Source organism: Polaromonas sp. P1_G1 (assembly GCF_056405595.1).
This window is the reverse complement of sequence record NZ_JBFUBU010000017.1, coordinates 12,592-38,168: the sequence shown is the minus strand read 5'-3', so window position 1 is coordinate 38,168 and position 25,577 is coordinate 12,592. Positions and strand designations below refer to the sequence as shown.

The window sequence follows — 25,577 nt, the reverse complement described above, 5'->3', positions numbered from 1 at the left end:
CTTTTAGTTTTTGTTCGAAAGAGGACGCGAAATGCGATGGCGGCTTACTTGGAGACCGCGAGCTTGAGGCCGAAGCCGATCAGGAAAACGCCGGCCAGCTTGTTCAACACCACCGTGATTTTCGGGTTGGCGCGTATGCGTTCGGCCAGGTGGTAGGTGATCATGACCGAGCACAGGCCGTACAGGAAAGTCAGCCCGGCAATCGTGGCCGCCATCACGGCAAAAGTCTTCAGGCCCTGGTGCTGGGCCGGATCGACAAACAGCGGGAAGAAGGCCATGTAAAAAACAATCGCCTTGGGGTTTCGCAAGGTGATCATCATGGCCTGCTGAAAGTAATGGCGGGGCTTGATGTTCAGCAGCGGCGCATCGCCGGGTTTGGCCATCAGCATCTTGATGCCCAGCCATGCCAGGTAAATGGCACCGGCCCACTGGACGATATGGAAAGCCGTGGGGTAAGCCGCCATGATGGCCGACACACCAGCCACCGCCGCCCATAGCAAAACCTGGTCGCCGGCGATCACGCCGAAAGTCGCACCCAGGCCACCCGCGATCCCGCCCTTGCTGGTCGAGGTGATCAGCGCCAGGTTGCCCGGGCCGGGGATCAGCAGAAACACAATGATCGCAACGACAAAAGCGCCGTAGTCGGCAATGCCGACGAATGAGCCCAACATGGAGGTTCTCCAGAAAGTAGAGAGGAGGAAGCGCGAGTGCTCGAGTTTACGACAGGGGTGTGCCGCCGGAATGCCAAAGGAGGCCGATCGAGCCCGATTCCGCGTCCGCGAAGGTTTCTTTTTGTGCCCGAACAACGGGCCGGGCGGGATCAAGCTCCCGACTCACCCGGTTCAGGCGCCGGTTTTTACCCGCATCCAGACAATGCAGCGCTCGGCATTCAGCCCCGGCACCTGCAACTGTTCCACGTGAAACACTTCAACCCCGGCTGGCAAGGCGGCGATTTCCTCGGCTGGGTGTTTGCCCTTCATCGCCATCCAGGCACCCTGCGGCGCCAAGGCGCCGACGGACCAGTTGGTGAAATCAGCCAGTGAAGCGAAGGCCCGGGAGCAGATCAGCTCAAACGGCGTGGCGATGGTTTCGACCCGGGCATGCAGTCCCGAGAGGTTGGGCAGCTTGAGCGCCAGCGCCGCCTGCTTGATAAAGGCGGCTTTTTTGGCGACCGTGTCCACGCAGGTGACCGCCACTTCCGGGCAGCAGATCGCGATGACCACGCCCGGAAGGCCGGCGCCCGAACCCACGTCCAGCAAGCGGGCGCCCTGCCCCAGCCCGGCTTTTTGCATATGGCGGCGCAGCGGCAGCACCGCAGCCAGGCTGTCCAGCAGGTGGTGGGTCATCATTTCCGCCGGGTCGCGCACGGCTGTCAGGTTGTAGACCTTGGTCCATTTGCCGATCAGGTCCTGGTAATCCAGCAACTGGCCGACCTGGGCATCGCCCAGGTCCAGCTGCAGCGCCTTCAGGCCGGCGCGCAAATCCTGTTCACCGGCCCGCATCAGGCTTGGGCTTTTTCGGAAGAAACGTCAGCCGCCTGGAGCGGAACCGTGTTCTTCCACAGGTTCTTTTTTAGGTGCACCAACAGCAGGGAGACCGTGGCCGGCGTGATGCCCGAGATGCGCGAAGCCATTCCCAGGGTTTCGGGCCTGTGCTTGGCCAGGGTCTGGCGTGCCTCAAAACTCAGGGCCGTGACCTGCAGGTAATCGAGGTCGGCCGGCAGTTTGAGGTTTTCGTAGTGGGCGGCGCGCTCGACCTCGGTCTTTTGCAGGTCGATGTAGCCCGCGTACTTGGCCGTGATTTCGATCTGCTCGATCACGCTTTTGGCGATGTCGTCGCTGGCCGCCGCTTCGGCTGCCAGTTCAGGGTTGGCGTATTTGCCCTCCTCCAGCGACATCAGCCCGGCATAGTTCACGTCCGGGCGGCGCAGCAGGTCCAGCAGGTTGTACTCACGCTCAATCGATTTGCCCAAAACCCGCTCGGCTTCAGCCACCGGCAGGTTGTTGGGGTTGACCCAGATCGCCCGCAACCGGGCTGTTTCACGTGAAACAGTGTCGCGCTTGCGGTTGAAGGCGTCCCAGCGGGCGTCGTCGACCAGGCCCAGTTCCCGGCCTTTTTCGGTCAGGCGCATGTCGGCGTTGTCCTCGCGCAGCATCAGGCGGAACTCGGCCCGGCTGGTGAACATGCGGTAAGGCTCGGTCACGCCCTTGGTGATCAGGTCATCGACCAGCACGCCCAAGTAGGCTTCGTTGCGTGCCGGCAGCCAGGCATCTTTGCCCTGGCATTGCAGCGCGGCATTGACGCCGGCGAACAAGCCCTGGGCCGCCGCCTCCTCATACCCGGTCGTGCCGTTGATCTGGCCGGCGAAGAACAAGCCGCCAATCGCCCGGGTTTCAAAGCTGGATTTCAGCGCCCGGGGGTCGAAGTAGTCGTACTCGATGGCGTAGCCGGGCCGCAGGATATGGGCGTTTTCCATGCCCGCCATGGAGCGCACCAGCTCGTACTGGATGTCAAAAGGCAGGCTGGTCGAGATGCCGTTGGGGTAGATCTCGTGGGTCGTCAGGCCTTCGGGCTCCAGGAAAATCTGGTGGCTGTCCTTGTCGGCGAAGCGGTTGATCTTGTCTTCCACACTGGGGCAATAGCGCGGCCCGACGCCGTCGATCTTGCCGGTGAACATGGGGCTGCGGTCAAAACCCGAGCGAATGATGTCGTGGGTACGCTCATTGGTGTGGGTGATCCAGCAGGGCATTTGCCGCGGGTGGGCAATGCCGCCGCCCATAAAACTGAAGACCGGCACCGGGCCCGCTATGCCGCCGGGCATGCCGTCGCCGGGTTGTTCGGTGCACTTGCTGAAGTCGATCGTGCGGCCGTCGATGCGCGGCGGCGTGCCGGTCTTGAGCCGGCCTTGCGGCAGCTTGAGCTCCTTGAGCCGGCTCGACAGCGAAACCGCCGGCGGGTCGCCCGCCCGGCCGGCCGAGTAGTTGTTGAGCCCGACGTGGATCTTGCCGTCCAGGAAAGTCCCGGCCGTGAGCACCACGGTGCGCGACCGGAACTTGATGCCGACCTGCGTGACGGCGCCGACCACCCGGTCGCCCTCCACCATCAGGTCGTCGACCGCCTGCTGGAACAGCCAGAGATTCGGCTGGTTCTCGAGCTTGCGGCGAATGGCTGCCTTATAAAGAATCCGGTCGGCCTGCGCCCGGGTCGCACGCACGGCCGGGCCCTTGGAGCTGTTCAGGATCCGGAACTGGATGCCGCCTTCGTCGGTGGCCAGCGCCATCGCGCCGCCCAGGGCGTCCACTTCCTTGACCAGGTGGCCCTTGCCGATGCCGCCGATGGACGGGTTGCAGCTCATCTGGCCCAGCGTCTCGATGTTGTGCGACAGCAGCAAAGTCTTGCAGCCCATGCGGGCCGAAGCCAGGGCGGCCTCGGTGCCGGCATGGCCGCCACCAACCACGATCACGTCAAATTCTTGGGGGTAAAACATATCCAACCTTTGGGTCTTGCGACCAGCTACTCACTCTATTAACTTCTCAGCTCTCGATCAATTCGGTGGCCAGGCCCATGCCGCGCGCCACCTGTGCCTGGCGCCGGTCCGCCGTGACGAACAGGTCCACCCGGCTGGCCAGCGCGCTGCCCACATGCAGGGCGTCCATGCCGCGCAGAGGGCCCTGCTCCATCGCGGCAAAAGCGAAGCGCTCAACATGCGCGTCCAGCGGCACCAGGGTCATGTCGGCCACGTCCCGTTGCGCCGCCGCCCAGGCGCGGTCAAATTCCGGTGCCGGCAAGCTGCCGTCGCGTCGGCGCCTGAGCAGGGCGGAGGCCACCTCGGTCTTGCAGTGCGCCGCCACCAGCAGTTCGCTGGCCGCCTCGAACAGCATCAGCACCCGGTCGCGTCCGGCTTCGCTGGCATAGCGTTTGGTCAGGGCCGAGGCATCAAACATCAGCCGCGCTTCGCCGTCGCGTGCCGCCACCCGGGTGGCCGTGCCGGCGGCCTGCACCACATAAGCGGCTTGCGCCTTCTTCACCATGGCGATTCATTCCGCTCGTCGAGCACCGCCTGCGACAGCGACACGCCGGGCGGCAAGACCACGGGTTCGAACGGGGTTTTCCAGCTCGGTACTTTGGCGGCGTCTTCTTCGGGCTTCAGCGGCACCAGTTCAGCCACCGGCTTGCCGTGCCGGAGTATGCGGACGGTTTCCCCTTGCTCCACCAGGTCAAGCATGGCAGACGCGTGGGCGCGAAATTCACTGAGGGCAATGGTATGCATTTTGTACAAATTTCAATGTTTTGTACATTTTAGCTGGTTCGTGCTTGCAAGGCACTCCGCACGCAGTTTTTCACCCTGCGGCCTGTGGTGAAATCGGACGATGACCGCCCCCCAAAAACTCCTGATCTTCGCTGGCAGCATCCGCCAGAACTCCTACAACCGCAAACTGGCCCATGTCGCGGCTGCCCTGGCGCGCGCCAGCGGCGCCGAAGTCACCCATATTGAACTGGCGGACTTCGACATCCCCATGTACAACGCCGACCTTGAAGCCAAGGGCACACCGCCCGACGTCATGAAACTCAAGCAGCTCATGTTCGAGCACCCAGCCTGGATCATCTGCTCACCCGAATACAACGGCAGCTACACCGCACTGCTGAAAAACACCATCGACTGGGTCTCCAGCCCGGTCAAGAGCGACCCCGCCTGGCACGAAGGCTTCAAGTCTTTTACCGGCAAGGTCGTGGGCGTGCTCAGCGCCTCGCCCGGCGCGCTGGGCGGCCTGCGTTCGCAAAGCCACCTGGTGCCGCTATTGCTCAACGCGCAGTGCTGGGTGGCGCCCAAGGCTTTTGCCCTGGGCCGCGCCGCCGATGCGTTTGATGTCGACGGAAAAATGGGCAACGAAGCGCACGTGAAGAACGTGCAGGCCGTGATCGACCAGGTGTTGTTCGCCAGCGCCCGGTTGGCGGCCTGATTAGTTAAAGAATAGAGGCCAGGGCACGCGCGCGTTCCATCGCACCAGCCTTGGTCGCCGCCAGCTCCTCCGGCGCCACCAATGTCGGCGCGGCACTGATTTCCGCGTCGACCGCGATATCCAGAAAACGCAGCCAGCGCCGCATATACGGCTTCTGGAAATCCGACTCGTCCTCCTCGGACTGCAGGGGGTACGCACCGGCGCTCGAATACACCAGCGTCGCGCGCTTGCCCGGCAGCAGGGCCTGGTAGCCGGCCTGCCGCGACCAGGACCAGTTCTGCCCCGGCAAGGTCACCACGTCGATGAAATGCTTGAGCCGGTAAGGGATGCCGAAATTCCACATCGGCAGGCTGAAGAGGTAACGGTCGGCCGCATTGAAGCGCTGCGACAGCGCCGCCGCGCGCGCCCACAGCGCCTGCTGCGGGGCGGTCGCATTCTGCGCGCGCAGCACGGCAAACTTGGCGGCAATCATGTCGGCGTCAAAAGGCGGCAGATCAATATCCCAGACATTGATCGTGTCCACTGTGTCCTCAGGATGCGCCTCGCGATACGCCTCCAGCCAGGCAGCGGCCACGGTACTCGAGGTTGACGCGGCCTTCATCGGCGAGGCTTCTATAAAGAGCAGATGGGTCATGGCTTTCTCCGTGCGGGGGCTATCACGCCGTGCCGTCCAGCAGGCGCAGGCCCACCATGCCGGCCACCACCAGCGCCACGCACAGCAAGCGCAGCGCCGAGGCGCTCTCGCCCATCCAGAGGATGCCGATCACGGTCACGCCGACCGAGCCTATGCCGGTCCAGATCGCGTAGGCCGTGCCCACCGGCAAGGTCTTGACGGCATGCGTCAGAAAGAAAATGCTGGCGCCCGCCGCCGCGACGCCCAGCACGCTGGGCAGGAGCCGGGTCCAGCCCTGTGAGGATTTAAGGAGCAAGGCCATCGCGATTTCGACAATGCTTGCGGCGAGTAGATAAAACCAGGCCATGGAGGTCGTTCTTTCGGTAACAGGGTTAAGAGGGAAAAAATCAAGGAGCCGCCAGCTTAGGTTTACGATTACCCATAGACAAGTACGCACCTTCTGGTAACCATGACAATTCCCTACGACCTCCCCGCCGATTCCTCAACTGTGTTTAGCCAGGCCTGCCCCTCGCGCCAGGCGCTGGAGCTGGTCGCCAGCAAATGGGCGCTGCTGGTGATCCCGGCGCTGGCCGAGGGCCCGGTGCGCAACAACGAACTGATGCGCAAGATCGGAGGCATCTCGCAAAAGATGCTGACGCAGACGCTCAAGGAACTGGTGCGCAACGGCCTGGTCCTGCGCTTTGACCGCCAGACCGTGCCGCCCCATGTGGAATACCAGCTCAGCGCGCTGGGCCAGTCCCTCAGCGAAACCCTGATTCCGCTCGACAACTGGGCCGAGCGCAACCACCAGAGCCTGAAGGCCGCGCGCGAACGCTTCGACGCATCCTTCATGTAGCGCATGGGGTAAGCCTCATTAGCGGAATCACGTAGCGGTACACCACGCCTACGGTCCTATATTGGGTCCACGACAACGATCCGGAGACACCAGATGAAACACACGAACACGCGCCGTGGCGCATTGCAATTCGGCCTCAAGGCCGGCGGCGCACTGGCCGCTGTCTCTGCCTTTCCGGGGCTGCTGCAAGCGCAGGCCGGCTGGCCCAGCAAACCGATACGCCTGCTGGTGCCCTTCGCGCCCGGCGGCAGCTCGGAAATCGTCGCGCGCTCGGCCGCCAATGAACTGACCAAGAGCCTGGGCCAGACCGTGTTTGTCGAAAACAAGCCAGGCGCCAGCGGCAACATCGCAATGCAGGAATGCGCGGCCTCCACCGACGGCCACACCATCATCCTGGGCCACATCGGCACCATGGCGGTCAACCCCTTCATCTTCGACAAGCTGCCCTTCGACACCAACAAGGACTTCAAGCCCATCTCGCTGCTGGCCAAGGTGCCCAGCCTTTATGTGATCAATGCGAGCGTGCCGGCCAACAACCTGAAAGAATTCATCGCACTCGCCAAAGCCAAGCCCGGCCAGCTCAACTACGGCTCGGCCGGCAACGGCAGCGCCGGCCACCTGGCCTTTGAATACCTGAAGATGGCCACCGGCATTTTTGTGCTGCACGTGCCCTATCGCGGCACCGGCCCGCAGCTCACCGATTTGCTGGCCGGCCGGCTCGAAGCCGCCAGCGTGGGCGCGCCCGCCATCCTGGCGCACATCAAGTCGGGCAAGCTGCGCTGTATCGCCACCGGCACCAAGGAACGCCTGCCCCAGCTGCCAGACGTGCCCACGGTCGCCGAAAGCGGCTACCCGGGTTTTGAAATGACCCAGTGGTACGGCCTCAACGCCCCATCCAACATGCCGCAGGCCAACATAGACCGCATCGCCGAAGCCTGCAACAAGGCCATGCGCAACCCGCAGGCCACCGAGCGCCTGCGCGGCGACACGGCCCTGCCCGTGGGCGACACGCCGGCGCAGTATGGCGCCTTCATCAAGACCGAACAGGCGCGCTGGAAGCTGGTCGCCGAACGCGCGAAAATCAAACCTGACTAAACCCGGCTTCCCTAGATCTCACACGAGCGATCCCCCATGAACTGCCGCCCCGGCTGTGGCGCCTGCTGCATCGCGCCGTCCATCAGCTCCGCCATCCCCGGCATGCCGCAAGGCAAGCCGGCCGGCGTGCGCTGTGTGCAACTGGGTGATGCCAACCAGTGCCTGATCTTCGGCCGGCCCGAGCGGCCCGCCGTCTGCGGCCAGCTCATGCCCTCGGCCGAGATGTGCGGCGCCGACGCGGGTGCGGCCATGGCCTGGCTGGGCCGGCTTGAACACGACACCCGGCCCGCCGCGGGTTAGCGCGACACATTGCCCAGCGCCTCCAGCCGCGCCGCCGACACGATTTCAATACGCCGGTAGCGCAGCGCGATCGCGCCCTGCGCCACCATGGCCTTGAGCTCCACCGACAGCGTCTGCCGGCTGACGCCCAGCATCATGGCCAGCGCTTCCTGCGACACCGGCACCACCGGCCGCGCCTTCAGCGCCAGCGTGGCGTCGCCGCGCGCCAGCAGCAGCAGGCGGCGCGCCACGCGCGCGCGAGTCGAACGCAGCGCCGCGTCTTCCACCATGCCGTAAAGCGAGCGCACGCGTGCCGCCAGCAGCCCCGCAATCGCCCGCGCAAAAGGCGCGCCCTCCATGAGCGCGACAAAGGCCGCCTGCGGCACCACGAGCACCTCGGCCGCCGACATCGCCGTGGCATCGTGGGTGCGCGGTTCGCCGTCCATCAAGGAGATTTCGCCTATCCAGTTGCCGGCCTCCAGCACCACCAGGATGGCCTCGCGCCCGTCTTCGCGCAGCGAAGAGATCTTCAGCATTCCGCCCAGCAGACCGTAAAAGCCGCCCGGCGCATCGCCCTGGCGGAACAACATCTCGCCGGGCCGCAGGCGCAGCACCTCGGCCGAGCCCAGCAGCGCCTCCCGGTCCGCCAGCGGCAGCGCGCCAAACCAGGGATTGGCCGACATGCGCGCCATGGGCGAGAGCGGGGGAAGTGTCGCGGGAACGATAGGCATGCGGCCAATTGTCAAATTTTTGACAGTTCCACGTCAAGCACAGACGTATCGTGCACCTGAGCTCATTAAAACCATTACTCCCGGAGACAAACCCCATGCACATCCCTTCCCTCAAAGAAGTCGTCAGCGCCGAAGAGTGGCAACTGCGTTGCGACCTCGCCGCCTGCTACCGCCTGGCCGCGCTCTACGGCTGGAGCGACCTGGTCTTCACCCACATCAGCGCCAAGCTGCCCGAATCGGTTTCGGGCGCCGGCAACCACCATTTCCTGATCAACCCCTACGGCCTGATGTTCGACGAGATCACCGCGTCCAGCCTGGTCAAGGTCGACGGCCAGTGCAACAAGGTGATTGACTCCCCGTTTCCCGTCAACCCGGCCGGCTTCGTGATCCACAGCGCGGTGCACGAGGCACGCGCCGATGCCGGCTGCGTGCTGCACACCCACACGCGCGCCGGCGTGGCTGTCAGCGCCCAGCAGTGCGGCGTGATGCCCATCAGCCAGCAGTCCACCTTTGTGCTGGCCTCGCTGGCCTATCACGCCTACGAAGGCGTGGCTTTCCGCGACGACGAAAAGCCGCGCCTGCAGGCCGACCTGGGCAATGCCAACTTTTTGATGCTGCGCAACCACGGCCTGCTGGTCGTGGGCAAGACGATTGCCGACGCTTTTCTGAGCATGTACACCTTCGAGAACACCTGCCGCATCCAGCTCGACGCCCAGGCCGGCGGCCCGCTGACCGAGGTCAACCCGCTGATCGTCAAGGGCGTGGCCGAGGCCATGCGTGTGCAGACAGGCGGCATGGGCGGGGCGTTCGTCTGGCCCTCGCTGATCCGCAAGCTCGACAAACTCGACGAAAGCTACAAGTCATGAGCGGCTCACCCGTCGTCGCGCAGCTGCTGGTCGCGGCGCTCGCGCTGGTCATGCTGGGCCTGGGCCTGACGCTCAAGGTCGAAGACTTCACGCGCCTGCTCAAATACCCCAAGGCCGTGATCGTGGCGCTGGTGCTGCAGGTCATCGTGCTGCCTGTGGCCTGTTACGCCATCATCGTGCTGCTGAATGTGCCGCCGCTGTTTGCCGTGGGCCTGATGCTGCTGGCGGCCTCGCCGGGCGGCATTTCGGCCAACCTGTTCAGCCACCTGTTCGGCGGCAACGTCGCGATGAACATCTCGCTGACCGCCATCAACACCCTGCTGTCCATCGTCACCATGCCGGTGATCGCCAACTGGGCCATCAACACCTTCGCCAAGACCGGACAGGTGGTGCCGCTGCAGTTCGGCAAGGTGGTGGAGGTCATCGTCATCGTGCTGGTGCCGGTGGCCGTCGGCATGTGGCTGCGCACCGTCAAGCCGGGCTGGGCCGCGCGCAGCGAGAACCCGACCAAAATCTTCAGCATCATCGTGCTGGTGGTGGTGGCCGTGGGCGCTGTCGTCAAGGAATGGCAGGCGCTCAGCGGCGGCTTCGCGGCCATAGGCCCGGCCGTGCTGGCCTTCAACCTCGTGAGCCTGCTGGCCGGTTATTACGTGGCTCGGGCGACCGGGCTGGACAAGCCGATTTCCACCGCCATCAGCTATGAAATCGGCATCCACAACGCGACGCTGGCGATCTTCATCGCGCTGGCCGTGCTGAACAACTTCCAGCTGGCCCTGCCCGCGGCAATTTACTCCTTCAGCATGTACGTCACGGCCACGCTGTTCGGCTTGCTGGTGCTCAAGCGGCAGGGTGCGCCGGTCGCCGCGGCCCAGGCCCAGCCGTAAAAGTCAGGCGCTCACCACAGTCAGCACAGGGTGCGGCTGCGTGGCGCCGGGCGGGTGCGGCGGCTCGTCGCCTTCGTCCACCGTCAGTTCCTTGCGGATCATCTGCACGTCGCCGAAGATGGTGGCAAAGGCCACGTCCTTGGCGTCGCGCCCGGTGCCGACGCGCACGAGGCGGTCTATGGGCGCCATGCGCGTCGGGTCGAAGATCACCCAGCGCCCTTCCAGCCAGGCCTCGAAGACCGCGTGGAAATCCTGCGGAGGCTCCTCGAAATGCACATAGCCCACCACCAGCCGCGCCGGGATGTTGAGGGCGCGGCACATCGTGATGCCCAGGTGCGCGAAGTCTCGGCACACGCCCGCGCGCTGCACGAACACCTCTTGCGCCGTGGTCGTGGAATTGCTGAAGCCCGGCAGGTAGCCGATCGATTCGTGGATCCAGCCCTCGATCGCGCGCACCCGGCCTATGCCGGGCGGCAGCTGGCCGAACAGCTGCTGCGCCGCGCGGCTCATGACGTCGGACTCGCAATAGCGGCTGGGCATCAGGTAGCGCAGCACATCGTCCGGCACGCCGGTCACCGGCGTTTCGTCCAGGTGCAGCGGGACGGGCGCCGGGTGCAGCTCCACCCTCGCGCAGTAATTGATGGATAGCCGGCCCCTGGGTGCATCGAGGCGTATGAAGCGGTTGCCGCTGCGTTCGTCGCAGAAGTTGCGCACTTTCATGCTGGGCGTGATGGTCAGGCGCTCCTCCACCACATGATGGCCTTCATGAAAAGCCGTCTCGATGTTGAACAGGAAGTGCGCTGGGCTACCGACTTCGTATTCCAGCAGGGATTCAATCCGGGCGGTGTGCATGGGGTGGGGTGTGGGAGCCGTCAAAGGCGGGTGCGGTGGTCGGGGCTGCCGCGTCCCGGCTTGGTGAACCAGTTCTGGCAGGTCACAAAAACAATGCGCGCGGCGCGCTCCAGCACGTCGGCGGAAGGCGCGGCGCGGCGGCGTGCGCGCAGGCGGTTCACCAGCAGGAATTCGGCGATGCTGGCCTGAAACGTGATCTTGCGTTTGGCGACCGCTTCAGGCGGCTGCGCCACCGCCGGTGCGCGCAGCCCCGACCACGGCTGGAACAGCCGTTGCCGGAACCGCGACACCATCGATGGCGGCGCGGGGGCACGATCCGCCTTTTGCAACGTCATCTACTTCAGCACCTTGTTCGCCGCACCCACGCCCAGCGCCGCCAGGAGCAGGAAGATGACGGCCAGGATCAGGAACAGCCCGAACAGGATCTTGGCAATGCCGGCGGCGCCCGCCGCCACGCCGCCGAAGCCCAGGGCACCGGCAATCAGTGAAATCAGCGCAAAAATAATCGCGTACTTGAGCATTTCGGCCTCCTGTGGAAGGTGTCGGGGTCCGGCCCATGCGCAAACGGCACGCGGCCCGGGGACCCGGGTTGTGCGCCGCGACGAAAGCGTCGCAGTGAGTCCCCATGCTAAAAGTGCATGGCCGGCCGGCCCATCAGCAGCGCCCGCTTGCCGCTGTAGGACAAGGACGCGGCTCCCCGAGTCGCTATTCTTTTGCTAGCGCGGCGACCCGACTGCGCGAGGCCGTGCGAGGATCACTTGCCGAACAGGCTGCGGAAGCCGTCGCCCACGCGGTCGCCCAGGTTGGCGCCGGCGCCGGTACCCACGCCGGGCAGCAGGGCCGTGCCTATGGCCGCGCCCAGCAGGGCCGAGCGCGACAGCGTGACCTCGGGGTTGTCCAGCGTGCCGCCCACCGTCAGGGGCACGCCCACCGCGCCGCCTATGGCGTTGCCCAACTTGCTGTCGCCCGCCACGTTCACGCTGACACGGCCGCTCAGCGCCTTGGCCGGCGAGATGGCGACATTGCCGGTCGCGCTCAGCGCACCCGAACTCGCCACCAGGTTGGTCAGCTGCGCCGACTTGCCCTGCGTGCTCACCTGGCCGGCCAGGGTGTCCAGCTGCGTCTGGCCGCCGCGGCTCAGGCCTATGGTCCTGACCGCCTTGGCCAGGTCCAAGCCATTGAGCACGGCGTTGCGCACGGTGAAGGTCGTCTGGGTCTGCAGCGCATCGACCAGCGCGCCCGTGGTCGCGGCACGTGAACTGAGCGTGGTGTCGGCCTCGAGCTTGCCGGTCAGCGACTTGCTGGGCGCGGTCAACGCCGCCACCTCGACATCGCGGGTCTGCAACTTGCCGTGCAGCATCAGCTCTTCACCGGGGCGCGCGGCGGAACCCGATGGCACCTTCTTCAAGCCCAGCTTGCCTTCCACCTTGCCCCCGCCCACGTCGATGCGCAGGCCCCATTCGTCGCCGGCGGCGGCGCCCGGCGCTGCGGGCTTTGCCTCCTCCCGCTTGAGGCTGGCTTCCAGGCCCTGCAGGTTGCCCTTGAGCAGCTTGAGCGCCACGCTGTCGGGCAGGCCGTCGTCGCCAAAGCGGGCGTCGGCCTGCACCGTGGTGGGCGCGCCCGCGGCGCTGATCCAGGTCACCTCGTCCAATACCGTGCGGCGCGGCAGCCAGTCAAGCTGCGCGGTCTGCGGCTGCCCGGCCGGGGTCTGCGCGGGCGCGGCGGCCGCCGCGGGTTTCTTCTTTTGCAACAGCAGCAGCACAGCGTCAATGCCCTGCTGCGGCAGCACCGCCCGGCGCACCAGCAAGGTTGACACCACCAGCCGCCCTTGCAGCAGCGGTTGCCACTGCGGCCGCACCTCCACGCGTTCGATGGTGATGGCCGGCTTGCTCTGCACCGAAATGCCGCTGAGCGCCACCGCCGGCAGCGGCCAGACGTCCACGGCGACGCGGTCCAGCGCCACCGGCACGCCCAGCGCGGCGGTGGCCTCGCGCTCCATTCGCTGTCTGAAGCCGTCGGTGCTCACCCAGCGGTGCAGCGTGAACGCCACCACCGCCAGCACCACCATCAAGCCCAGCGCCAGGAACACCACCCATTTGAAAACTTTTGCCATGCGGCTATTGTGGCCTGCGCGCGGCACGCTCCCGCAGCAAAAACCCGCCGATCCGGCTAGCATCGGGGGCTGTGCGACATTCCCGCCACAGTCCGCCACCCACCACAAAGGATGAGACACCATGAAGCTTTATTACTCCCCCGGCGCCTGCTCCCTCGCCCCGCACATCACGCTGCATGAGTCCGGCCTGAAATTCGAACACGTGCTGGCGCCCACCAAGACCCACCAGCTGGAAGACGGCACCGATTACTACACCATCAACCCGCTCGGTTACGTGCCCCTGCTCGAGCTCGACGACGGCACGCGCATCGCCGAAGGCCCGGCCATCGTCCAGTACATCGCCGACCAGGTGCCGGAGAAAAAACTCGCGCCGGCCAACGGCACGCTGGAGCGCTACAAGCTGCAGTCCTGGCTGACCTTCATCGGAATGGAGCTACACCGCGGTTTCACCCCGCTGTTCAATGCCGCCACGCCGGCCGACTACAAGACCATCGTTGTCGACAAGGTGCTGTCGCGCCTCAAGTGGGTGGAGGGGCAGCTTGGTGGCAAGCAGTACCTGATGGGTGATGTCTTTAGTGTTGCCGATCCTTATCTGTTTGCTGTTACCGGGTGGGCGCCTCGGGTTGGGGTGGATATTTCGGGGTTTTCGAATATTGCTGCTTTTCGGGAGCGCGTTGCTGCGCGGCCTGCTGTGCAGGCGGCTATGAAACACGAAGGGCTGCTTAAATAATTTTTAGCGTCTCGGACGCTGATGGTGGTTTGCGTTCCGGGGCCGGGGGTTGCCCGGCGGCAACTCACTTTTCTTTTGCTTCGCCAAAAGCAAAGTAAGCAAAAGAAAAGGCGACCCGCAGTCTGGCTCCCCTGCGCTTCGCTACGGGGCAACCTGCGGTGCTCGAGCCAAGCGGGGTCTGGCTAAACTCGCCTTCGGCTCAAACAACGCCAGCCCTGATCCGCTTGTCTCTGCGCTCCTCGGCCCAGCCAGGACGGGGCAATCGGGAGCGGGGACAGGGCACTGGTCGGTAGCATGAAATGAGCAACCTGTGTTGGGCAGGCCAATCAAAACAGGGCCAAACTGGCCCTGTTTTTCATTCAGCCCCCATTCAGGACCTTTCCATGCCCACCTTATTCGACTCCAACAAAGCCGGTGACCTTGTCCTTGCCAACCGCATTGTCATGGCGCCGCTCACGCGCAACCGTTCACCTAACGCCGTGCCGCCGGCTATCGCCCGGACTTATTACGCCCAGCGCGCCAGCGCCGGCCTGCTGATCACCGAGGCCACCGCCGTCAGCCACCAGGGCCAGGGCTATGCCGACGTGCCCGGCCTATACGGCAGCGAGCAGCTGGACGGCTGGAAAAAAGTCACCCATGCCGTGCATGAAAGAGGCGGCAAGATCGTTGTGCAGCTGTGGCATGTGGGCCGTGTTTCGCATACCAAGCTGCAACCCAATGGCGGCAAGCCGGTCGCGCCTTCGGCCATCACCGCCAAGACCAAGACGGTGCTGATCGAAAACGGCGTCCCGACCTTTGTGGAAACCTCCGAGCCGCGCGCGCTTGATCTCGGCGAAATCCCCGGCATCGTGCACACTTTCGCGGCAGCGGCGCGCAACGCCGTCGAGACCGCCGGCTTTGACGGCGTGGAAATTCACGGCGCCAACGGCTACCTGCTCGACCAGTTCCTCAAGGATGGCAGCAACCAGCGCCGCGACGACTACGGCGGCAGTATCGAAAACCGCGCACGCCTGCTGCTGGAAGTCACTCGCGCCGTGACCGACGCGGTGGGCGGCGGCCGCACCGGCATACGCCTGTCGCCCGTCACCCCGGCCAACGACGTGCACGACAGCAAGCCGCAAGCCCTGTTTGAATACGTGATCAAGCAACTCGCCGGCCTGAACCTGGCTTACGTCCACGTCATCGAAGGCGCGACCGGCGGCCCGCGTGAACTCGATGACCGGCCCTTCGACTACCCAGCGCTCAAAGCCGCCTACCGCAAGGCCGGCGGCAAGGGCGCCTGGATGGTCAACAACGGCTATGACCAGGAACTCGCGGAAAAAGCCGTAGCCGACGGCGCCGACCTCATCGCCTTCGGCAAGCCCTACATCGCCAACCCCGACCTGGTGGAGCGCTTGCGCGCCAACGCGCCGCTCAACACGCCCGACAAGAACACCTTCTACGGCGGCGGCGAAAAAGGCTATACCGACTATCCAGCGCTGTCGGCCTGATCGCCGCGGGCGTTCACTGCAAAAGGGCTGCCGGATTTCCCCGCAGCCCTTTTCTTTTTAGCGTTTGGCCAGCCGCAAGCCGTGCAGCGCGGCCTCCTGCGGGTCCGGCGCCAGCGTCACCGCGCTGACCACCGCCACGCCGTCCACGCCGCAGGCCATCACGCCAGGCACCAGCGCCAGCGAGATCCCGCCTATCGCCACCACCGGGTAAGGTGCCGCATCCTGCGCCCAGGCTTTCAGGCGCTCCAGCCCCACCGGTTCATAAGGCATGACCTTGAGCGTCGTCGGGTAGATGGGGCCTATCGCGAGATAGGACGGCTTCACCGCCTTGGCCCGCGCCAGTTCGGCCGGCGTGTGCGTGCTCAGTCCCAGACGTATGCCCGCTTCACGCAGGGCCGTGATATCGGCCGTGTCCAGGTCTTCCTGGCCCAGGTGCACGCCGTAGGCACCGGCTTCCAGTGCCAGTTGCCAGTGGTCGTTGATAAACACCTGCGCGCCCGGCACGTCGCGCCCGGCCGCCACGGCGGTGCGAACTTCCCAGGCGATCTCTTCCGCGTCGTGGTCCGCCGCCTTGATGCGCAACTGGATTGTGCGCACGCCCCAGCCCAGCAGGCGCAGCACCCAGGCGGCGTCGGGCACGACGGGGTAAAAGCCTATGGGGTCGGTGAGGGGGGCAAAAGGGGCTGGATTCATGAGGCTTGCTCCGGTTTTAACTCCTTCCCCCTCTGGGGGAAGGTTGGGATGGGGGCTCTGCGAAGGAGAAGCGGGCAGTTGAAGTGATCACGCGCCGCCGGCCCCTACCCCTGCCCTCCCCCAAAGGGGGAGGGGGCAAGAATGTGAGGGCCTCGCAAGGATCAGGGTGCATGCCAAAAAGGAACACCGACTGTCGGTGTCGAGGCCTGCGCCGCCGCACGCTCGGGCATGGGCGTGGACTCATACGCCGCACGGCCGGCTGCCACACCGTCGGCAAAGGCGCGCGCCATGCGCACCGGGTCGCCGGCTTGTGCCACCGCGGTGTTCAGCAGCACGGCGTCAAAGCCCAGCTCCATTACGGCTGCCGCGTGCGAGGGCCGGCCCAGGCCGGCGTCGACCACCAGCACCGCATCGGGCAAACGCCGGCGCATGGTTTCAAGCGCATAAGGGTTCAGCGGCCCACGGCCCGTGCCGATGGGCGCGGCCCAGGGCATCACGGCCGCGCAGCCTGCCGCATGCAGGCGCTGCGCCATCACCAGGTCGTCGGTGGTGTAGGCGAACACGGCAAAGCCTTCTTTCACCAGCGTGGTCGCCGCTTCCAGCGTCGCCACGGTGTCGGGTTGCAGCGTGTAGTCGTCGCCTATGACTTCGAGCTTGATCCAGGGCGTGCCGAAAATCTCGCGCGCCATCTGCGCCAGCGTGACAGCCTCTTCGGCGCTATGGCAGCCCGCCGTGTTGGGCAGGATGCGGCAGTTCATGGCCTGCACGCGCTGCCAGAAACTGTTGCCGCCGCCGCTTTCGGGCTGCAGGCGGCGCAGGCCCACCGTCAGCACCTCGGTGCCGCTGGCGCGCACCGCGTCGCCCAGCACCTGCGGCGAAGGGTAGTGCGAGGTGCCCAGGAAGAAACGGCTGGACAAGGTGACGCCGGCGACGGTCCAGGGGCTGCCGTGGGCGATGGGGGATGCGATGGTGGTGTCCATGGCCTAACCTCCGGTGATGGGGGTGACGATGTCTATGCGGTCACCGTCATTCAAGGTGCGATCAGGCCATTGCGGCCGCGGCACAAAGCCGTTGTTGATCGCGCAGGCAAACGCGCCCTGCAGCGGGTAGCCGCGCGCCAGCAGCAAGGCCTGCAAGGTAGGCGCGTCGGTTTGAATGGTTTCGCCGTTCAGCGAGATGTTGATCGTCGTTGTCATGTCACTCATGGTTCTGTCCCAACAGTTGATGGACCAGGTCCTCGACCAGCGCCGGCGCGCACAGGTAGCCGTGGCGGTACAGGCCATTGATGTGCCACACGCCGTGCCGCTGCGCAATCGTGGGCCTGTGGTCGTCCAGCGCCGGGCGCAAGGCCGCCGCCAGGCGTAACACACGCGCCTCGCCAAAAGCCGGGTGCAGGCTGTGCAGCGCGCTGCCCAGCTCCAGCGTGGAGCGCAAGGTCACCGGCCCGGTGTCTTCCGATTCAAGTTCCGTCGCGCCGACCACGAACTGGTGATGGGGGCGCGGCGCCACGTAGAGCTGGTAGCGCGGGTGCATGAGGCGTATCGGGCGCTGCAGGCTCACGCCCGCGCATTCAACGGTCAGCACCTCGCCGCGCACGCCGCGCAGTTGCGGCCAGCTTTCCCTGGCACCCACACCGCGCGCATCGACCGCGACATCCACGCCGTAGGTCCGCCCCGCGCACTCGATGTGATCGTCTTCCACGGCGTCGACCGCCACGCCTTCAAGCCACGTGCCGCCCAGCCGGTCTATCTCCACCGCGAGCGCGGCCATCCACTGGTCGTTGGCCAGCTGGCCCTCGCCGTCCAGCAGCAGGCCGTTGCCAAAGCGCCCGGCCAGCGCCGGCTCGGCACGGGCCAGCGCGGCCGCGTCCAGCGTGTGCACCTGCGCGCGCACGGCCTCGGGCAGCTTGTGCTGCAACAAACCAGCGAAATGCGACAGTGAACTCTGGTCGGGCGCATGCGCCACGACCAGCGTCCCCTCATGGCGGAAATACACCGGCAGGCCCGCATCGGCCAGCTCGCCTATCCACAGCGGCCACAGCTGCATGGAGCGCTGGCCCAGCGCGAACACGGCGTCGTCGGACACGGCGAGTTCGGCCAGCGGCGACAGCATGGCCGCCGCCGTCATCGACGCCGTGGCGACGTCGCCGCGCGCCCGCGCATCGAACAGGCTCACGCGGCAGCCGGCGCGCAGCAGGCGCCAGGCCAGCGTGCGGCCGGCCAGGCCCGCGCCTGCGATGCCGATGTGGAGTGCGCTCATGGTTTTACTCCCTCCCCCGCTGGGGGAGGGTTGGGGTGGGGGCCAGCGGCATGTCAACCATAAAAATCCATCAAACTCGGGGAGCTCTCACCCTAACCCGCTCCCAGAGGGAGAGGGAATAAGAGGGGCCATTTCATCAAGAATAAATCTCGCTGCCGCCTTCGCGGAACTCCTTGGCTTTTTCCTCGAAGCCGGTCGCGATCTGCTTGATTGGAATCGTCCCGGCCGCAGGCGCCAGCGTGGTGGTGGCCGGGTTGAGGCGCGCGAACTCGCGCACCTCCTGCGAGATTTTCATCGAGCAGAACTTCGGCCCGCACATGGAGCAGAAATGCGCGACCTTGGCGTTCTCTTTCGGCAGCGTTTCGTCATGGTAGGCCATGGCCGTGTCGGGGTCTATCGCCAGGCGGAACTGGTCTTCCCAGCGGAACTCGAAGCGCGCCTTGGAGACCGCGTTGTCCCACATCTGCGCGCCCGGGTAGCCCTTGGCCAGGTCGCCCGCGTGCGCGGCGATCTTGTAGGCGATCAGGCCCTGCTTCACGTCGTCGCGGTTCGGCAAGCCCAGGTGTTCCTTGGGCGTCACGTAGCACAGCATGGCCGTGCCGTACCAGCCGATGTTGGCCGCGCCCATGGCCGAGGAGATGTGGTCGTAGCCCGGCGAAATGTCGGTGATCAGCGGGCCCAGCGTGTAGAAAGGCGCTTCGAAACAGGCCTCGAGCTGCTTGTCGACGTTTTCCTTCACCAGCTGCAGCGGCACGTGGCCGGGGCCCTCGATCATCACCTGCACGTCGTGCTTCCAGGCGATCTGCGTGAGCTCGCCCAGCGTGTGCAGCTCGGCGAACTGCGCCTCGTCATTCGCGTCGGCGATAGAGCCGGGGCGCAGGCCGTCGCCCAGCGAGAAGCACACGTCATACGCCTTCATGATCTCGCAGATCTCGTCAAAGCGCTCGTACAAAAAGCTCTCCTTGTGGTGCGACAGGCACCACTTGGCCATGATGGAGCCGCCGCGCGAGACGATGCCGGTCAGGCGGTTTGCCGTGAGCGGCACATAGGCCAGGCGCACGCCGGCATGGATGGTGAAGTAGTCCACGCCCTGCTCGGCCTGCTCGATCAGTGTGTCACGGAAGATTTCCCAGGTCAGGTCCTCGGCCTTGCCGTTGACTTTCTCGAGTGCCTGGTAGATCGGCACCGTGCCGATGGGCACCGGCGAGTTGCGCAGAATCCATTCGCGGGTTTCATGGATGTTCTCGCCGGTCGAGAGGTCCATCACGGTGTCGGCGCCCCAGCGGATCGACCAGACCAGCTTGTCGACTTCTTCCTCAATGCTCGACGTGACCGCCGAGTTTCCGATGTTGGCATTGACCTTGATCAGGAAGTTGCGGCCGATGATCATCGGCTCGCTCTCGGGGTGGTTGATGTTGTTCGGGATGACGGCGCGGCCGCGGGCCACCTCGTCGCGCACGAATTCGGCGGTGATCTGCTCCGGAATCGCGGCATTGAAGGAATGCCCTTTTTTCGGCATGCGCTCGGTCGCCAGGCGTTCGGCCAGCTGCGCGCGCACCAGGTTTTCGCGCACCGCGATGTATTCCATCTCGGGGGTGATGATGCCTTTGCGCGCGTAATGCATTTGCGACACGTTGGCGCCCGCCTTGGCGCGGCGCGGCACGGGCGCATGCGCCATGCGCAGCGCGGCCAGCGCCGGGTCGTTCAGGCGTTCGCGGCCGTAGGCGCTGCTGATGCCGGGCAGGGCCTCGGTGTCCTGGCGCTCGTTGATCCAGGCGCCGCGCAGCGGCGGCAGGCCGCGCGTGATGTCGATCGGAGAAGCCGGGTCGGTGTAGACGCCCGATGCGTCGTACAGGCGCAGGGGAGGGTTGGCCTCGCGGCGCGGCTCACCGGCGCCTTCGTGCACCAGGGTGTCGGTCAGCGTGACCTCGCGAAAGGGGACGCGGATGTCGGGGCGCGAGCCTTCGATGTAGATCTTCTTCGAGCCGGGAAACGGCGCGCGCGTGATGCGGCTCGTGAGGTCTTGGGTGTCAACGGTGAGTCGGGTTTTGGCCATGTGGTTCTCCAGGAGGTGGGGTGCCTGCTGGGGAGCCGGGAGGTCCATGGGCGGCGTCTGGGAGTGCCGCTACGGAGTGCCGGAGCCAATTGCGTTGTTCCCTACGCGGGGATGACCCCGATCAGGTTCAGCGGGTCTCGCATACTGCGATCTCAGCCTCGATACTCCTTACGGAAATCTTGGCACCCCGACAAGCTAGGGCCATTGTATGCATCCACGCCTTTCGTGGCAACGGCAGCCATCAAGAGCCGGCTCTAGGGCAGGTTTTCCCTGAAGATGACTTGGCTTCGTACGGCGTCGACACCGCTCATCACATCGCGCCCATCACGCAGGTTGGTGAACATGCGCACGCAGCTCATCATGGCCGACTGCGGGCTTTGGGTGATCACCGCGTCCATGCTGCCGTCTATCAGCATGGCGCGCGTGTCGGGCGTAAGGCCGTGGCCTATGAAGACCACCTTGTGCTCGCGCCCCATTTCCTTGAGCGCGCGCGCCACGCCGTCCGAGGCGCCGCCGATGTTGTAAATGCCCGCGAGGTCCGGGTATTGCTCCAGCAGCGTGCGCGTCTGCTGGTAATTTTTCTGCGCGTCGTCCTGCCCTTCGCGCAGGCCCACCACCTGCAGCGTCGGGAACATCTCCTCGATCACGTGCAGGAAGCCGGCCTCGCGCTCCTCATGCGCGCGATAGCTGAGCGAGCCGGCGATCAGCGCCACCTTGCCGCCCCGCGCCCCGGGCGCGATGAAGCGGCCCACCAGGTAGCCGGCCGTGCGCCCGGCCGCGCGGTTGTCCAGGCCCACATAGCCTGCGCGCTGCGAACCCGAGAGGTCCGAGATCAGCGTGATGGCCGGCACGCCTTTTTCGGCGAGTTCGCTGACGGCCTCGCGCACCGCCGGGTGCTCCAGCGCCATGAAGGCGATGCCGTCGCTGCGCTTGCCCTGCTGCTGCAGGCTGGCAGCCAGTTGCTGCGGGTTGAAGCTTTCAAACAGCTCGGTGCGGCATTTCACGTTGAAGGGCGTCAGGTGTTCCTGCGAGTAGCCCACCGTGTCGCCCAGCATGCGGATAAAACGGTTGCTGCCGTCGGGCAACAGAAACGTCAGCCGCATGGGCGGCGCCGCCAGCGCGGCATACAGCCCCGTCTCGGGCAGGTAGTCCATCTCGGCCGCGGCCTTGAGCACCTTCTGCGCGGTGGCCCCGCGCACGCCGGGACGCTGGTTCAGCACCCGGTCTACAGTGGCGGTGGAAACGCCGGCGGCGCGCGCGATGTCCACCACGCGCGCCCGCTGCTGCGGCCCCTTCGATCCATCAGGGATAACCCTCATACATCAAAATCCATCATTTTTCTCGTTTGACGATTGAATGCCCTGCACCTATCGTTGCGCTGCATTCACCCAATGATGCATCAAATTGCATCAAAACAAAACTGGAGACAACCATGACCGAAGTCACCCGCCGCAGCGTGCTGCGCACCCTGTCCGCAGCCTCCGCCGCCGGCATCGCCGCCGCCCTGCCCTCCGTGGCCCGCGCCGCCGAGTTCTCCTACAAGTACGGCAACAACCTGCCCGTCACCCATCCGCTCAACATCCGCGCCCAGCAGGCCGCCGACCGCATCCTGAAAGAAAGCAACGGCCGCGTCGAGATCAAGATCTTCCCGAACAACCAGCTGGGCGGTGACACCGACATGCTGGCCCAGGTGCGCTCCGGCGGCATCGAGTTCTTCACACCGTCCGCGCTGGTCATCGCCACGCTGGTGCCGGTGGCCGCCATCAACGCCGTGGGGTTTGCCTTCAGCGACTACAACCAGGTCTGGGGCGCCATGGACGGCAAGCTGGGCGCGCACGTGCGCGAAGCCATCAGCAAGAGCCGTCTCTATGCGTTTGAAAAGATGTGGGACAACGGATTCCGCCAGACCACCAGCAGCAAGGCGCCGGTCACCACGGCGAAAGACATGGACGGCCTGAAGATACGCGTGCCCGTGAGCCCGCTGTCGATCTCCATGTTCAAGGGCCTGGGTGCCGCGCCGGCCAGCCTGCAGTTCAGCGAGGTGTATTCCTCGCTGCAGACCAAGATCGTCGACGCGCAGGAAAACCCGCTGCCCATCATCCAGGTCGCCAAGTTGTATGAAGTGCAGAAGTTCTGCTCGCTGACCAACCACATCTGGGACGGCTACTGGTTCATCGCCAACGGCCGCGCCTGGGACAAGCTGCCCGCCGACCTCAAGACCATCGTGGCCCGCGCCATCAACGAAGCCGGCCTGCAACAGCGCGACGACATCAAAAAGCTCAACGAAACCGTGGTGGCCGATTTGCAGTCCAAGGGCCTCACCATCAACCGCCCGACGGCCGACAGTTTCCGCGCCAAGCTACGCGAAGCGGGGTTCTATGGCGAGTGGAAAGAGCGTTTTGGGGGTGAGGCCTGGGGGCTGCTGGAGCAATCAGTCGGCAAGCTCGCGTAAGCAGTTCTCCCCTCTCTTACTCCCTCCCCCGCTGGGGGAGGGCGGGGGTGGGGGCCAGCGGCGCTTGAGCAAGCGCTTCTTCCAAGGCCGCAAGCCCCCATCCCCACCTTCCCCCAGCGGGGGAAGGTGTAAAACCAGCAGCCCCAGTCCCCTCGCCTTCTCCCGGAGTTTGACCGCATGTCCCACATCCCTACCGAGCCATCTCCAGGCGCCCCACCCGCCAACGCACTGAGTAGCCTCGCGCACAAGGCAGATCGCGGCCTGGGCTTTGTGGTGGAATCCATCGCCGCCACCCTGGTGCTGGCCGAGATCTTTGTGCTGTTCGCCGGCGTGGTCTCGCGCTACGTTTTTCATGCGCCGCTGGTCTGGTCGGACGAACTGGCCTCCATCATGTTTTTGTGGCTGTCCATGCTGGGTGCCGTCGTCGCGCTGCGCCGCGGCGAGCACATGCGCATGACGGCGCTGGTCAACAACGTCAAGCCGCATACTCGCGCGCTGCTAGACACCCTGGCGATCACCGCATCGATCGCCTTCCTGGTGCTGGTGATCTACCCGGCCTCGGAATACGCTTATGAAGAGAGCTTCATCGTCACCGCGGCCATGGAAGTCAACAACGCCTGGCGCGCCTCGGCCATCCCCATCGGCATGGCGCTGATGGTCATCGTGGCGGTGCTGCGCCTCTTGCGCATCAGCACCTTCAAGCAGACCGGCATCGCGCTGGCCGGCACAGCCGCCGTGGTCTTGCTGTTCTGGTTCGCGCAGCCGCTGCTGCAGCCGCTGGGCAAACTCAACCTGATCCTCTTTTTTGTGGCCGTCGTCGCCGGCACCGTGCTGTCCGGCGTGCCGATTGCCTTCTCTTTCGCGCTGGCCACCTTCGGCTACCTCGCGCTCACGACGTCCACCCCGCTGCTGGTCATGGTCGGCCGCATGGACGAAGGCATGTCGCACATGATTTTGCTGGCGGTGCCGCTGTTCATCTTCCTGGGCGCGCTGATCGAGATGACCGGCATGGCCAAGGCCATGATCCAGTTCCTGGCCAGCCTGCTGGGCCATGTGCGCGGCGGCCTCAGCTATGTGCTGATAGGCGCGATGTATCTGGTCTCCGGCATCTCGGGCTCCAAGATCGCCGACATGGCGGCCATCGCACCCGTGCTGTTTCCCGAGATGAAAAAGCGCGGCGCCAAGCCCGGCGACCTGGTGGCCCTGCTGTCGGCCACCGGCGCGCAAACCGAAACGATTCCGCCCTCCATCGTGCTGATCACCATAGGCTCGGTCACCGGCGTGTCGATTGCCGCGCTGTTCACCGGTGGCCTGCTGCCGGCCGTGGTGCTGGGCGCGGCGCTGTGCACCGTCGTCTGGTGGCGCTACCGCCATGAAGACCTGAGCGGCGTCGCGCGCCACAGCAAGCGCGAAATCGGCAAGCTGCTGCTGATCGCCCTGCCCGCCATCATCCTGCCTTTTGTGATCCGCGCCGCGGTGGTCGAGGGCGTGGCCACCGCCACCGAGGTGTCCACCATCGGCATCTTCTATTCGGTGCTGGCCGGCCTCTTCCTGTACCGCCAGTTCCCGTGGCGCCGGCTCATGCCCATGCTGATCGAAACCGCATCGCTGACCGGCGCCATCATGTTCATCATCGGCTGCGCCACCGCCACCGCCATGGCCTGGGGCCTCACGCAGTCGGGCTTCTCGCAGGACCTGGCGCGCGTCATGGGCAGCCTGCCCGGCGGCGCCTACGGTTTCCTCGCGGTGTCCATCGTCGCCTTCGTCATCCTGGGCAGCGTGCTCGAGGGCATTCCCGCCATCGTGCTGTTCGGCCCCCTGCTGTTTCCCATCGCCCGCATGGTCGGCGTGCACGACGTGCACTACGCCATGGTGGTGATCTTCGCCATGGGCATAGGCCTGTTCGCGCCGCCCTTCGGTGTCGGCTATTACGGCGCCTGCGCGGTCAGCAAGGTCGACCCTGACGAAGGCATCCCTTACATCTGGGCTTACATGGGCGCGCTGCTCATAGGCCTGGCGCTGGTGGCCGCCGTGCCCTGGTTCTCCACCGGCTTCCTTAAAAACTAAACCCCCTTTCACTGGAGCAAACCATGAGCAAATTTTTTGGCGAGATCCGCCAGCTCGGCTACGTCGTGCCCGACATCGAGGCCGCGATGGACTACTGGAGCAAAACCCTGGGCGTGGGCCCCTGGTTTTACAACCCCAAGGTGCCCATCAAGAACTACAGCTACAGGGGTGAAGCGCACGAGCCGCACAACTCGGTGGCACTGGCCAACTCGGGTTTTGTGCAGGTCGAGCTGATCCAGACACGCAACGACGTGCCTTCCATGTACCGCGACTTCCAGCAAGCCGGCCGCACCGGCCTGCAGCACGTCGCCTACTGGACCAGCGACTATGACGCCGACCTGGCGCGCCTGCTGAAGCAAGGCTTCAAGCCCGTGATGAGCGGCGAAGTCGGCGAAAAAGGCCGCTTCATCTACTTCGACACCGAATACCACCCCGGCACCGTGATCGAGCTCTCCGAAGTCGCCGGCCCCAAGGGCAAGATGTTCGACTTGATACGCGCCTCCTCCGAGAACTGGGACGGTAGCGAGCCGGTGCGGCCCTTCCCCGACCTCAGCAAACTCTGATTCCCCTAAAAAAAGAC

The 25,577-nt window shown here is 65.4% G+C and carries 29 protein-coding genes and 1 riboswitch; of the genes, 11 read left to right on the top strand and 18 right to left on the bottom strand.

The window, feature by feature from the left end:
* Positions 1–44 precede the first annotated feature (44 nt).
* From AC1D1Y_RS10670 to AC1D1Y_RS10650, 5 genes are all read right to left on the bottom strand, one after another.
* A complete protein-coding gene (locus tag AC1D1Y_RS10670) occupies positions 45–671 on the bottom strand; it encodes a LysE family translocator (RefSeq protein ID WP_477682318.1) in 627 nt (208 codons plus the stop codon).
* A gap of 171 nt (positions 672–842) precedes the next feature.
* On the bottom strand, positions 843–1,502 hold the full coding sequence (gene rsmG, locus AC1D1Y_RS10665; RefSeq protein ID WP_477682317.1) for a 16S rRNA (guanine(527)-N(7))-methyltransferase RsmG: 660 nt from the start codon (positions 1,500–1,502) through the stop codon (positions 843–845).
* Positions 1,502–3,487 (bottom strand): tRNA uridine-5-carboxymethylaminomethyl(34) synthesis enzyme MnmG, encoded by a 1,986-nt coding sequence (mnmG, locus tag AC1D1Y_RS10660; protein ID WP_477682316.1) that lies wholly within the window; start codon positions 3,485–3,487, stop codon positions 1,502–1,504. Before mnmG ends, rsmG begins: the two co-directional genes overlap by 1 nt.
* Before the next feature lie 46 nt (positions 3,488–3,533).
* The gene (locus tag AC1D1Y_RS10655; protein WP_477682315.1) at positions 3,534–4,031 is read right to left on the bottom strand and encodes a type II toxin-antitoxin system VapC family toxin; all 498 of its coding nucleotides are present in this window, start codon (positions 4,029–4,031) and stop codon (positions 3,534–3,536) included.
* Complete coding sequence (locus AC1D1Y_RS10650) at positions 4,025–4,270, bottom strand: type II toxin-antitoxin system Phd/YefM family antitoxin (protein WP_477682314.1); 246 nt, start codon at positions 4,268–4,270, stop codon at positions 4,025–4,027. Before AC1D1Y_RS10650 ends, AC1D1Y_RS10655 begins: the two co-directional genes overlap by 7 nt.
* A gap of 100 nt (positions 4,271–4,370) precedes the next feature.
* On the opposite strand from AC1D1Y_RS10650, the gene AC1D1Y_RS10645 reads away from it, so the two are divergent.
* A complete protein-coding gene (locus AC1D1Y_RS10645; protein WP_477682313.1) occupies positions 4,371–4,961 on the top strand; it encodes an NADPH-dependent FMN reductase in 591 nt (196 codons plus the stop codon).
* 4 nt (positions 4,962–4,965) lie between these two features.
* On the opposite strand, the gene AC1D1Y_RS10640 is transcribed toward AC1D1Y_RS10645, so the two are convergent.
* Together AC1D1Y_RS10640 and AC1D1Y_RS10635 are read right to left on the bottom strand one after the other, a co-directional pair.
* Positions 4,966–5,595: an FMN-dependent NADH-azoreductase gene (locus AC1D1Y_RS10640; RefSeq protein ID WP_477682312.1), complete on the bottom strand. Its 630-nt coding sequence runs from the start codon at positions 5,593–5,595 to the stop codon at positions 4,966–4,968.
* 22 nt (positions 5,596–5,617) lie between these two features.
* Positions 5,618–5,941 (bottom strand): DMT family transporter, encoded by a 324-nt coding sequence (locus tag AC1D1Y_RS10635; RefSeq protein ID WP_436155579.1) that lies wholly within the window; start codon positions 5,939–5,941, stop codon positions 5,618–5,620.
* 102 nt (positions 5,942–6,043) lie between these two features.
* On the opposite strand from AC1D1Y_RS10635, the gene AC1D1Y_RS10630 reads away from it, so the two are divergent.
* The 3 genes from AC1D1Y_RS10630 (at position 6,044) to AC1D1Y_RS10620 (ending at position 7,825) form a co-directional block, all read left to right on the top strand.
* A complete protein-coding gene (locus AC1D1Y_RS10630) occupies positions 6,044–6,430 on the top strand; it encodes a winged helix-turn-helix transcriptional regulator (RefSeq protein WP_477682311.1) in 387 nt (128 codons plus the stop codon).
* 93 nt (positions 6,431–6,523) lie between these two features.
* Positions 6,524–7,525: a Bug family tripartite tricarboxylate transporter substrate binding protein gene (locus AC1D1Y_RS10625; protein ID WP_477682310.1), complete on the top strand. Its 1,002-nt coding sequence runs from the start codon at positions 6,524–6,526 to the stop codon at positions 7,523–7,525.
* A 36-nt stretch (positions 7,526–7,561) separates the two neighbouring features.
* A complete protein-coding gene (locus tag AC1D1Y_RS10620; RefSeq protein ID WP_477675635.1) occupies positions 7,562–7,825 on the top strand; it encodes a YkgJ family cysteine cluster protein in 264 nt (87 codons plus the stop codon).
* Here the strand turns inward: AC1D1Y_RS10620 and AC1D1Y_RS10615 are convergent.
* Positions 7,822–8,535, bottom strand: a complete 714-nt coding sequence (locus AC1D1Y_RS10615) for a Crp/Fnr family transcriptional regulator (protein ID WP_477682309.1) — start codon at positions 8,533–8,535, stop codon at positions 7,822–7,824. The two genes, AC1D1Y_RS10620 and AC1D1Y_RS10615, sit on opposite strands and share 4 nt — an antisense overlap.
* Before the next feature lie 95 nt (positions 8,536–8,630).
* Between AC1D1Y_RS10615 and AC1D1Y_RS10610 the strand changes: the two genes are divergently transcribed.
* Together AC1D1Y_RS10610 and AC1D1Y_RS10605 are read left to right on the top strand one after the other, a co-directional pair.
* Positions 8,631–9,401 carry a class II aldolase/adducin family protein gene (locus tag AC1D1Y_RS10610; RefSeq protein WP_477682308.1) on the top strand — a complete coding sequence of 257 codons (771 nt, stop codon included), beginning with the start codon at positions 8,631–8,633 and terminating at the stop codon, positions 9,399–9,401.
* Complete coding sequence (locus AC1D1Y_RS10605; RefSeq protein ID WP_477682307.1) at positions 9,398–10,285, top strand: bile acid:sodium symporter family protein; 888 nt, start codon at positions 9,398–9,400, stop codon at positions 10,283–10,285. The genes AC1D1Y_RS10610 and AC1D1Y_RS10605 overlap by 4 nt, the downstream gene beginning before the upstream one ends.
* 3 nt (positions 10,286–10,288) lie before the next feature.
* On the opposite strand, the gene AC1D1Y_RS10600 is transcribed toward AC1D1Y_RS10605, so the two are convergent.
* The 4 genes from AC1D1Y_RS10600 to AC1D1Y_RS10585 form a co-directional block, all read right to left on the bottom strand.
* On the bottom strand, positions 10,289–11,137 hold the full coding sequence (locus AC1D1Y_RS10600) for a transglutaminase-like domain-containing protein (RefSeq protein ID WP_477682306.1): 849 nt from the start codon (positions 11,135–11,137) through the stop codon (positions 10,289–10,291).
* Between the two features lie 20 nt (positions 11,138–11,157).
* On the bottom strand, positions 11,158–11,472 hold the full coding sequence (locus AC1D1Y_RS10595) for a hypothetical protein (protein WP_477682305.1): 315 nt from the start codon (positions 11,470–11,472) through the stop codon (positions 11,158–11,160).
* Positions 11,473–11,658, bottom strand: coding sequence for a DUF1328 family protein (locus AC1D1Y_RS10590; protein ID WP_413330032.1), 186 nt, complete (start codon positions 11,656–11,658; stop codon positions 11,473–11,475).
* A gap of 233 nt (positions 11,659–11,891) precedes the next feature.
* Entirely contained in the window at positions 11,892–13,250 is a 1,359-nt protein-coding gene (locus AC1D1Y_RS10585; protein WP_477682304.1) for an AsmA family protein, read from the bottom strand.
* Positions 13,251–13,371: 121 nt separating this feature from the next.
* Here AC1D1Y_RS10585 and gstA point away from each other — a divergent pair, with 121 nt between their 5' ends.
* Entirely contained in the window at positions 13,372–13,980 is a 609-nt protein-coding gene (gstA, locus tag AC1D1Y_RS10580; protein ID WP_477682303.1) for a glutathione transferase GstA, read from the top strand.
* Between the two features lie 383 nt (positions 13,981–14,363).
* Positions 14,364–15,470, top strand: coding sequence for an alkene reductase (locus tag AC1D1Y_RS10575; protein ID WP_477682302.1), 1,107 nt, complete (start codon positions 14,364–14,366; stop codon positions 15,468–15,470).
* A 57-nt stretch (positions 15,471–15,527) separates the two neighbouring features.
* Here AC1D1Y_RS10575 and thiE read toward each other — a convergent pair whose 3' ends face one another.
* From thiE to AC1D1Y_RS10545, 6 genes are all read right to left on the bottom strand, one after another.
* Entirely contained in the window at positions 15,528–16,163 is a 636-nt protein-coding gene (gene thiE, locus AC1D1Y_RS10570) for a thiamine phosphate synthase (protein ID WP_477682301.1), read from the bottom strand.
* A gap of 161 nt (positions 16,164–16,324) precedes the next feature.
* Positions 16,325–17,143 carry a thiazole synthase gene (locus tag AC1D1Y_RS10565; RefSeq protein ID WP_477682300.1) on the bottom strand — a complete coding sequence of 273 codons (819 nt, stop codon included), beginning with the start codon at positions 17,141–17,143 and terminating at the stop codon, positions 16,325–16,327.
* Between the two features lie 3 nt (positions 17,144–17,146).
* On the bottom strand, positions 17,147–17,368 hold the full coding sequence (gene thiS, locus AC1D1Y_RS10560) for a sulfur carrier protein ThiS (RefSeq protein WP_477682299.1): 222 nt from the start codon (positions 17,366–17,368) through the stop codon (positions 17,147–17,149).
* Positions 17,361–18,422 carry a glycine oxidase ThiO gene (gene thiO, locus AC1D1Y_RS10555; protein WP_477682298.1) on the bottom strand — a complete coding sequence of 354 codons (1,062 nt, stop codon included), beginning with the start codon at positions 18,420–18,422 and terminating at the stop codon, positions 17,361–17,363. Before thiO ends, thiS begins: the two co-directional genes overlap by 8 nt.
* A gap of 136 nt (positions 18,423–18,558) precedes the next feature.
* Complete coding sequence (thiC, locus tag AC1D1Y_RS10550) at positions 18,559–20,478, bottom strand: phosphomethylpyrimidine synthase ThiC (protein ID WP_477682297.1); 1,920 nt, start codon at positions 20,476–20,478, stop codon at positions 18,559–18,561.
* 81 nt (positions 20,479–20,559) lie between these two features.
* A riboswitch (TPP riboswitch) is annotated at positions 20,560–20,678 on the bottom strand.
* 54 nt (positions 20,679–20,732) lie between these two features.
* Positions 20,733–21,797, bottom strand: a complete 1,065-nt coding sequence (locus AC1D1Y_RS10545; protein ID WP_477682296.1) for a LacI family DNA-binding transcriptional regulator — start codon at positions 21,795–21,797, stop codon at positions 20,733–20,735.
* 113 nt (positions 21,798–21,910) lie between these two features.
* Between AC1D1Y_RS10545 and AC1D1Y_RS10540 the strand changes: the two genes are divergently transcribed.
* From AC1D1Y_RS10540 to AC1D1Y_RS10530, 3 genes are all read left to right on the top strand, one after another.
* A complete protein-coding gene (locus AC1D1Y_RS10540; protein ID WP_477682295.1) occupies positions 21,911–22,930 on the top strand; it encodes a TRAP transporter substrate-binding protein in 1,020 nt (339 codons plus the stop codon).
* 177 nt (positions 22,931–23,107) lie between these two features.
* A complete protein-coding gene (locus tag AC1D1Y_RS10535; protein WP_477682294.1) occupies positions 23,108–24,997 on the top strand; it encodes a TRAP transporter large permease in 1,890 nt (629 codons plus the stop codon).
* Between the two features lie 23 nt (positions 24,998–25,020).
* Positions 25,021–25,560 (top strand): VOC family protein, encoded by a 540-nt coding sequence (locus tag AC1D1Y_RS10530; protein ID WP_477682293.1) that lies wholly within the window; start codon positions 25,021–25,023, stop codon positions 25,558–25,560.
* Positions 25,561–25,577 lie beyond the last annotated feature (17 nt).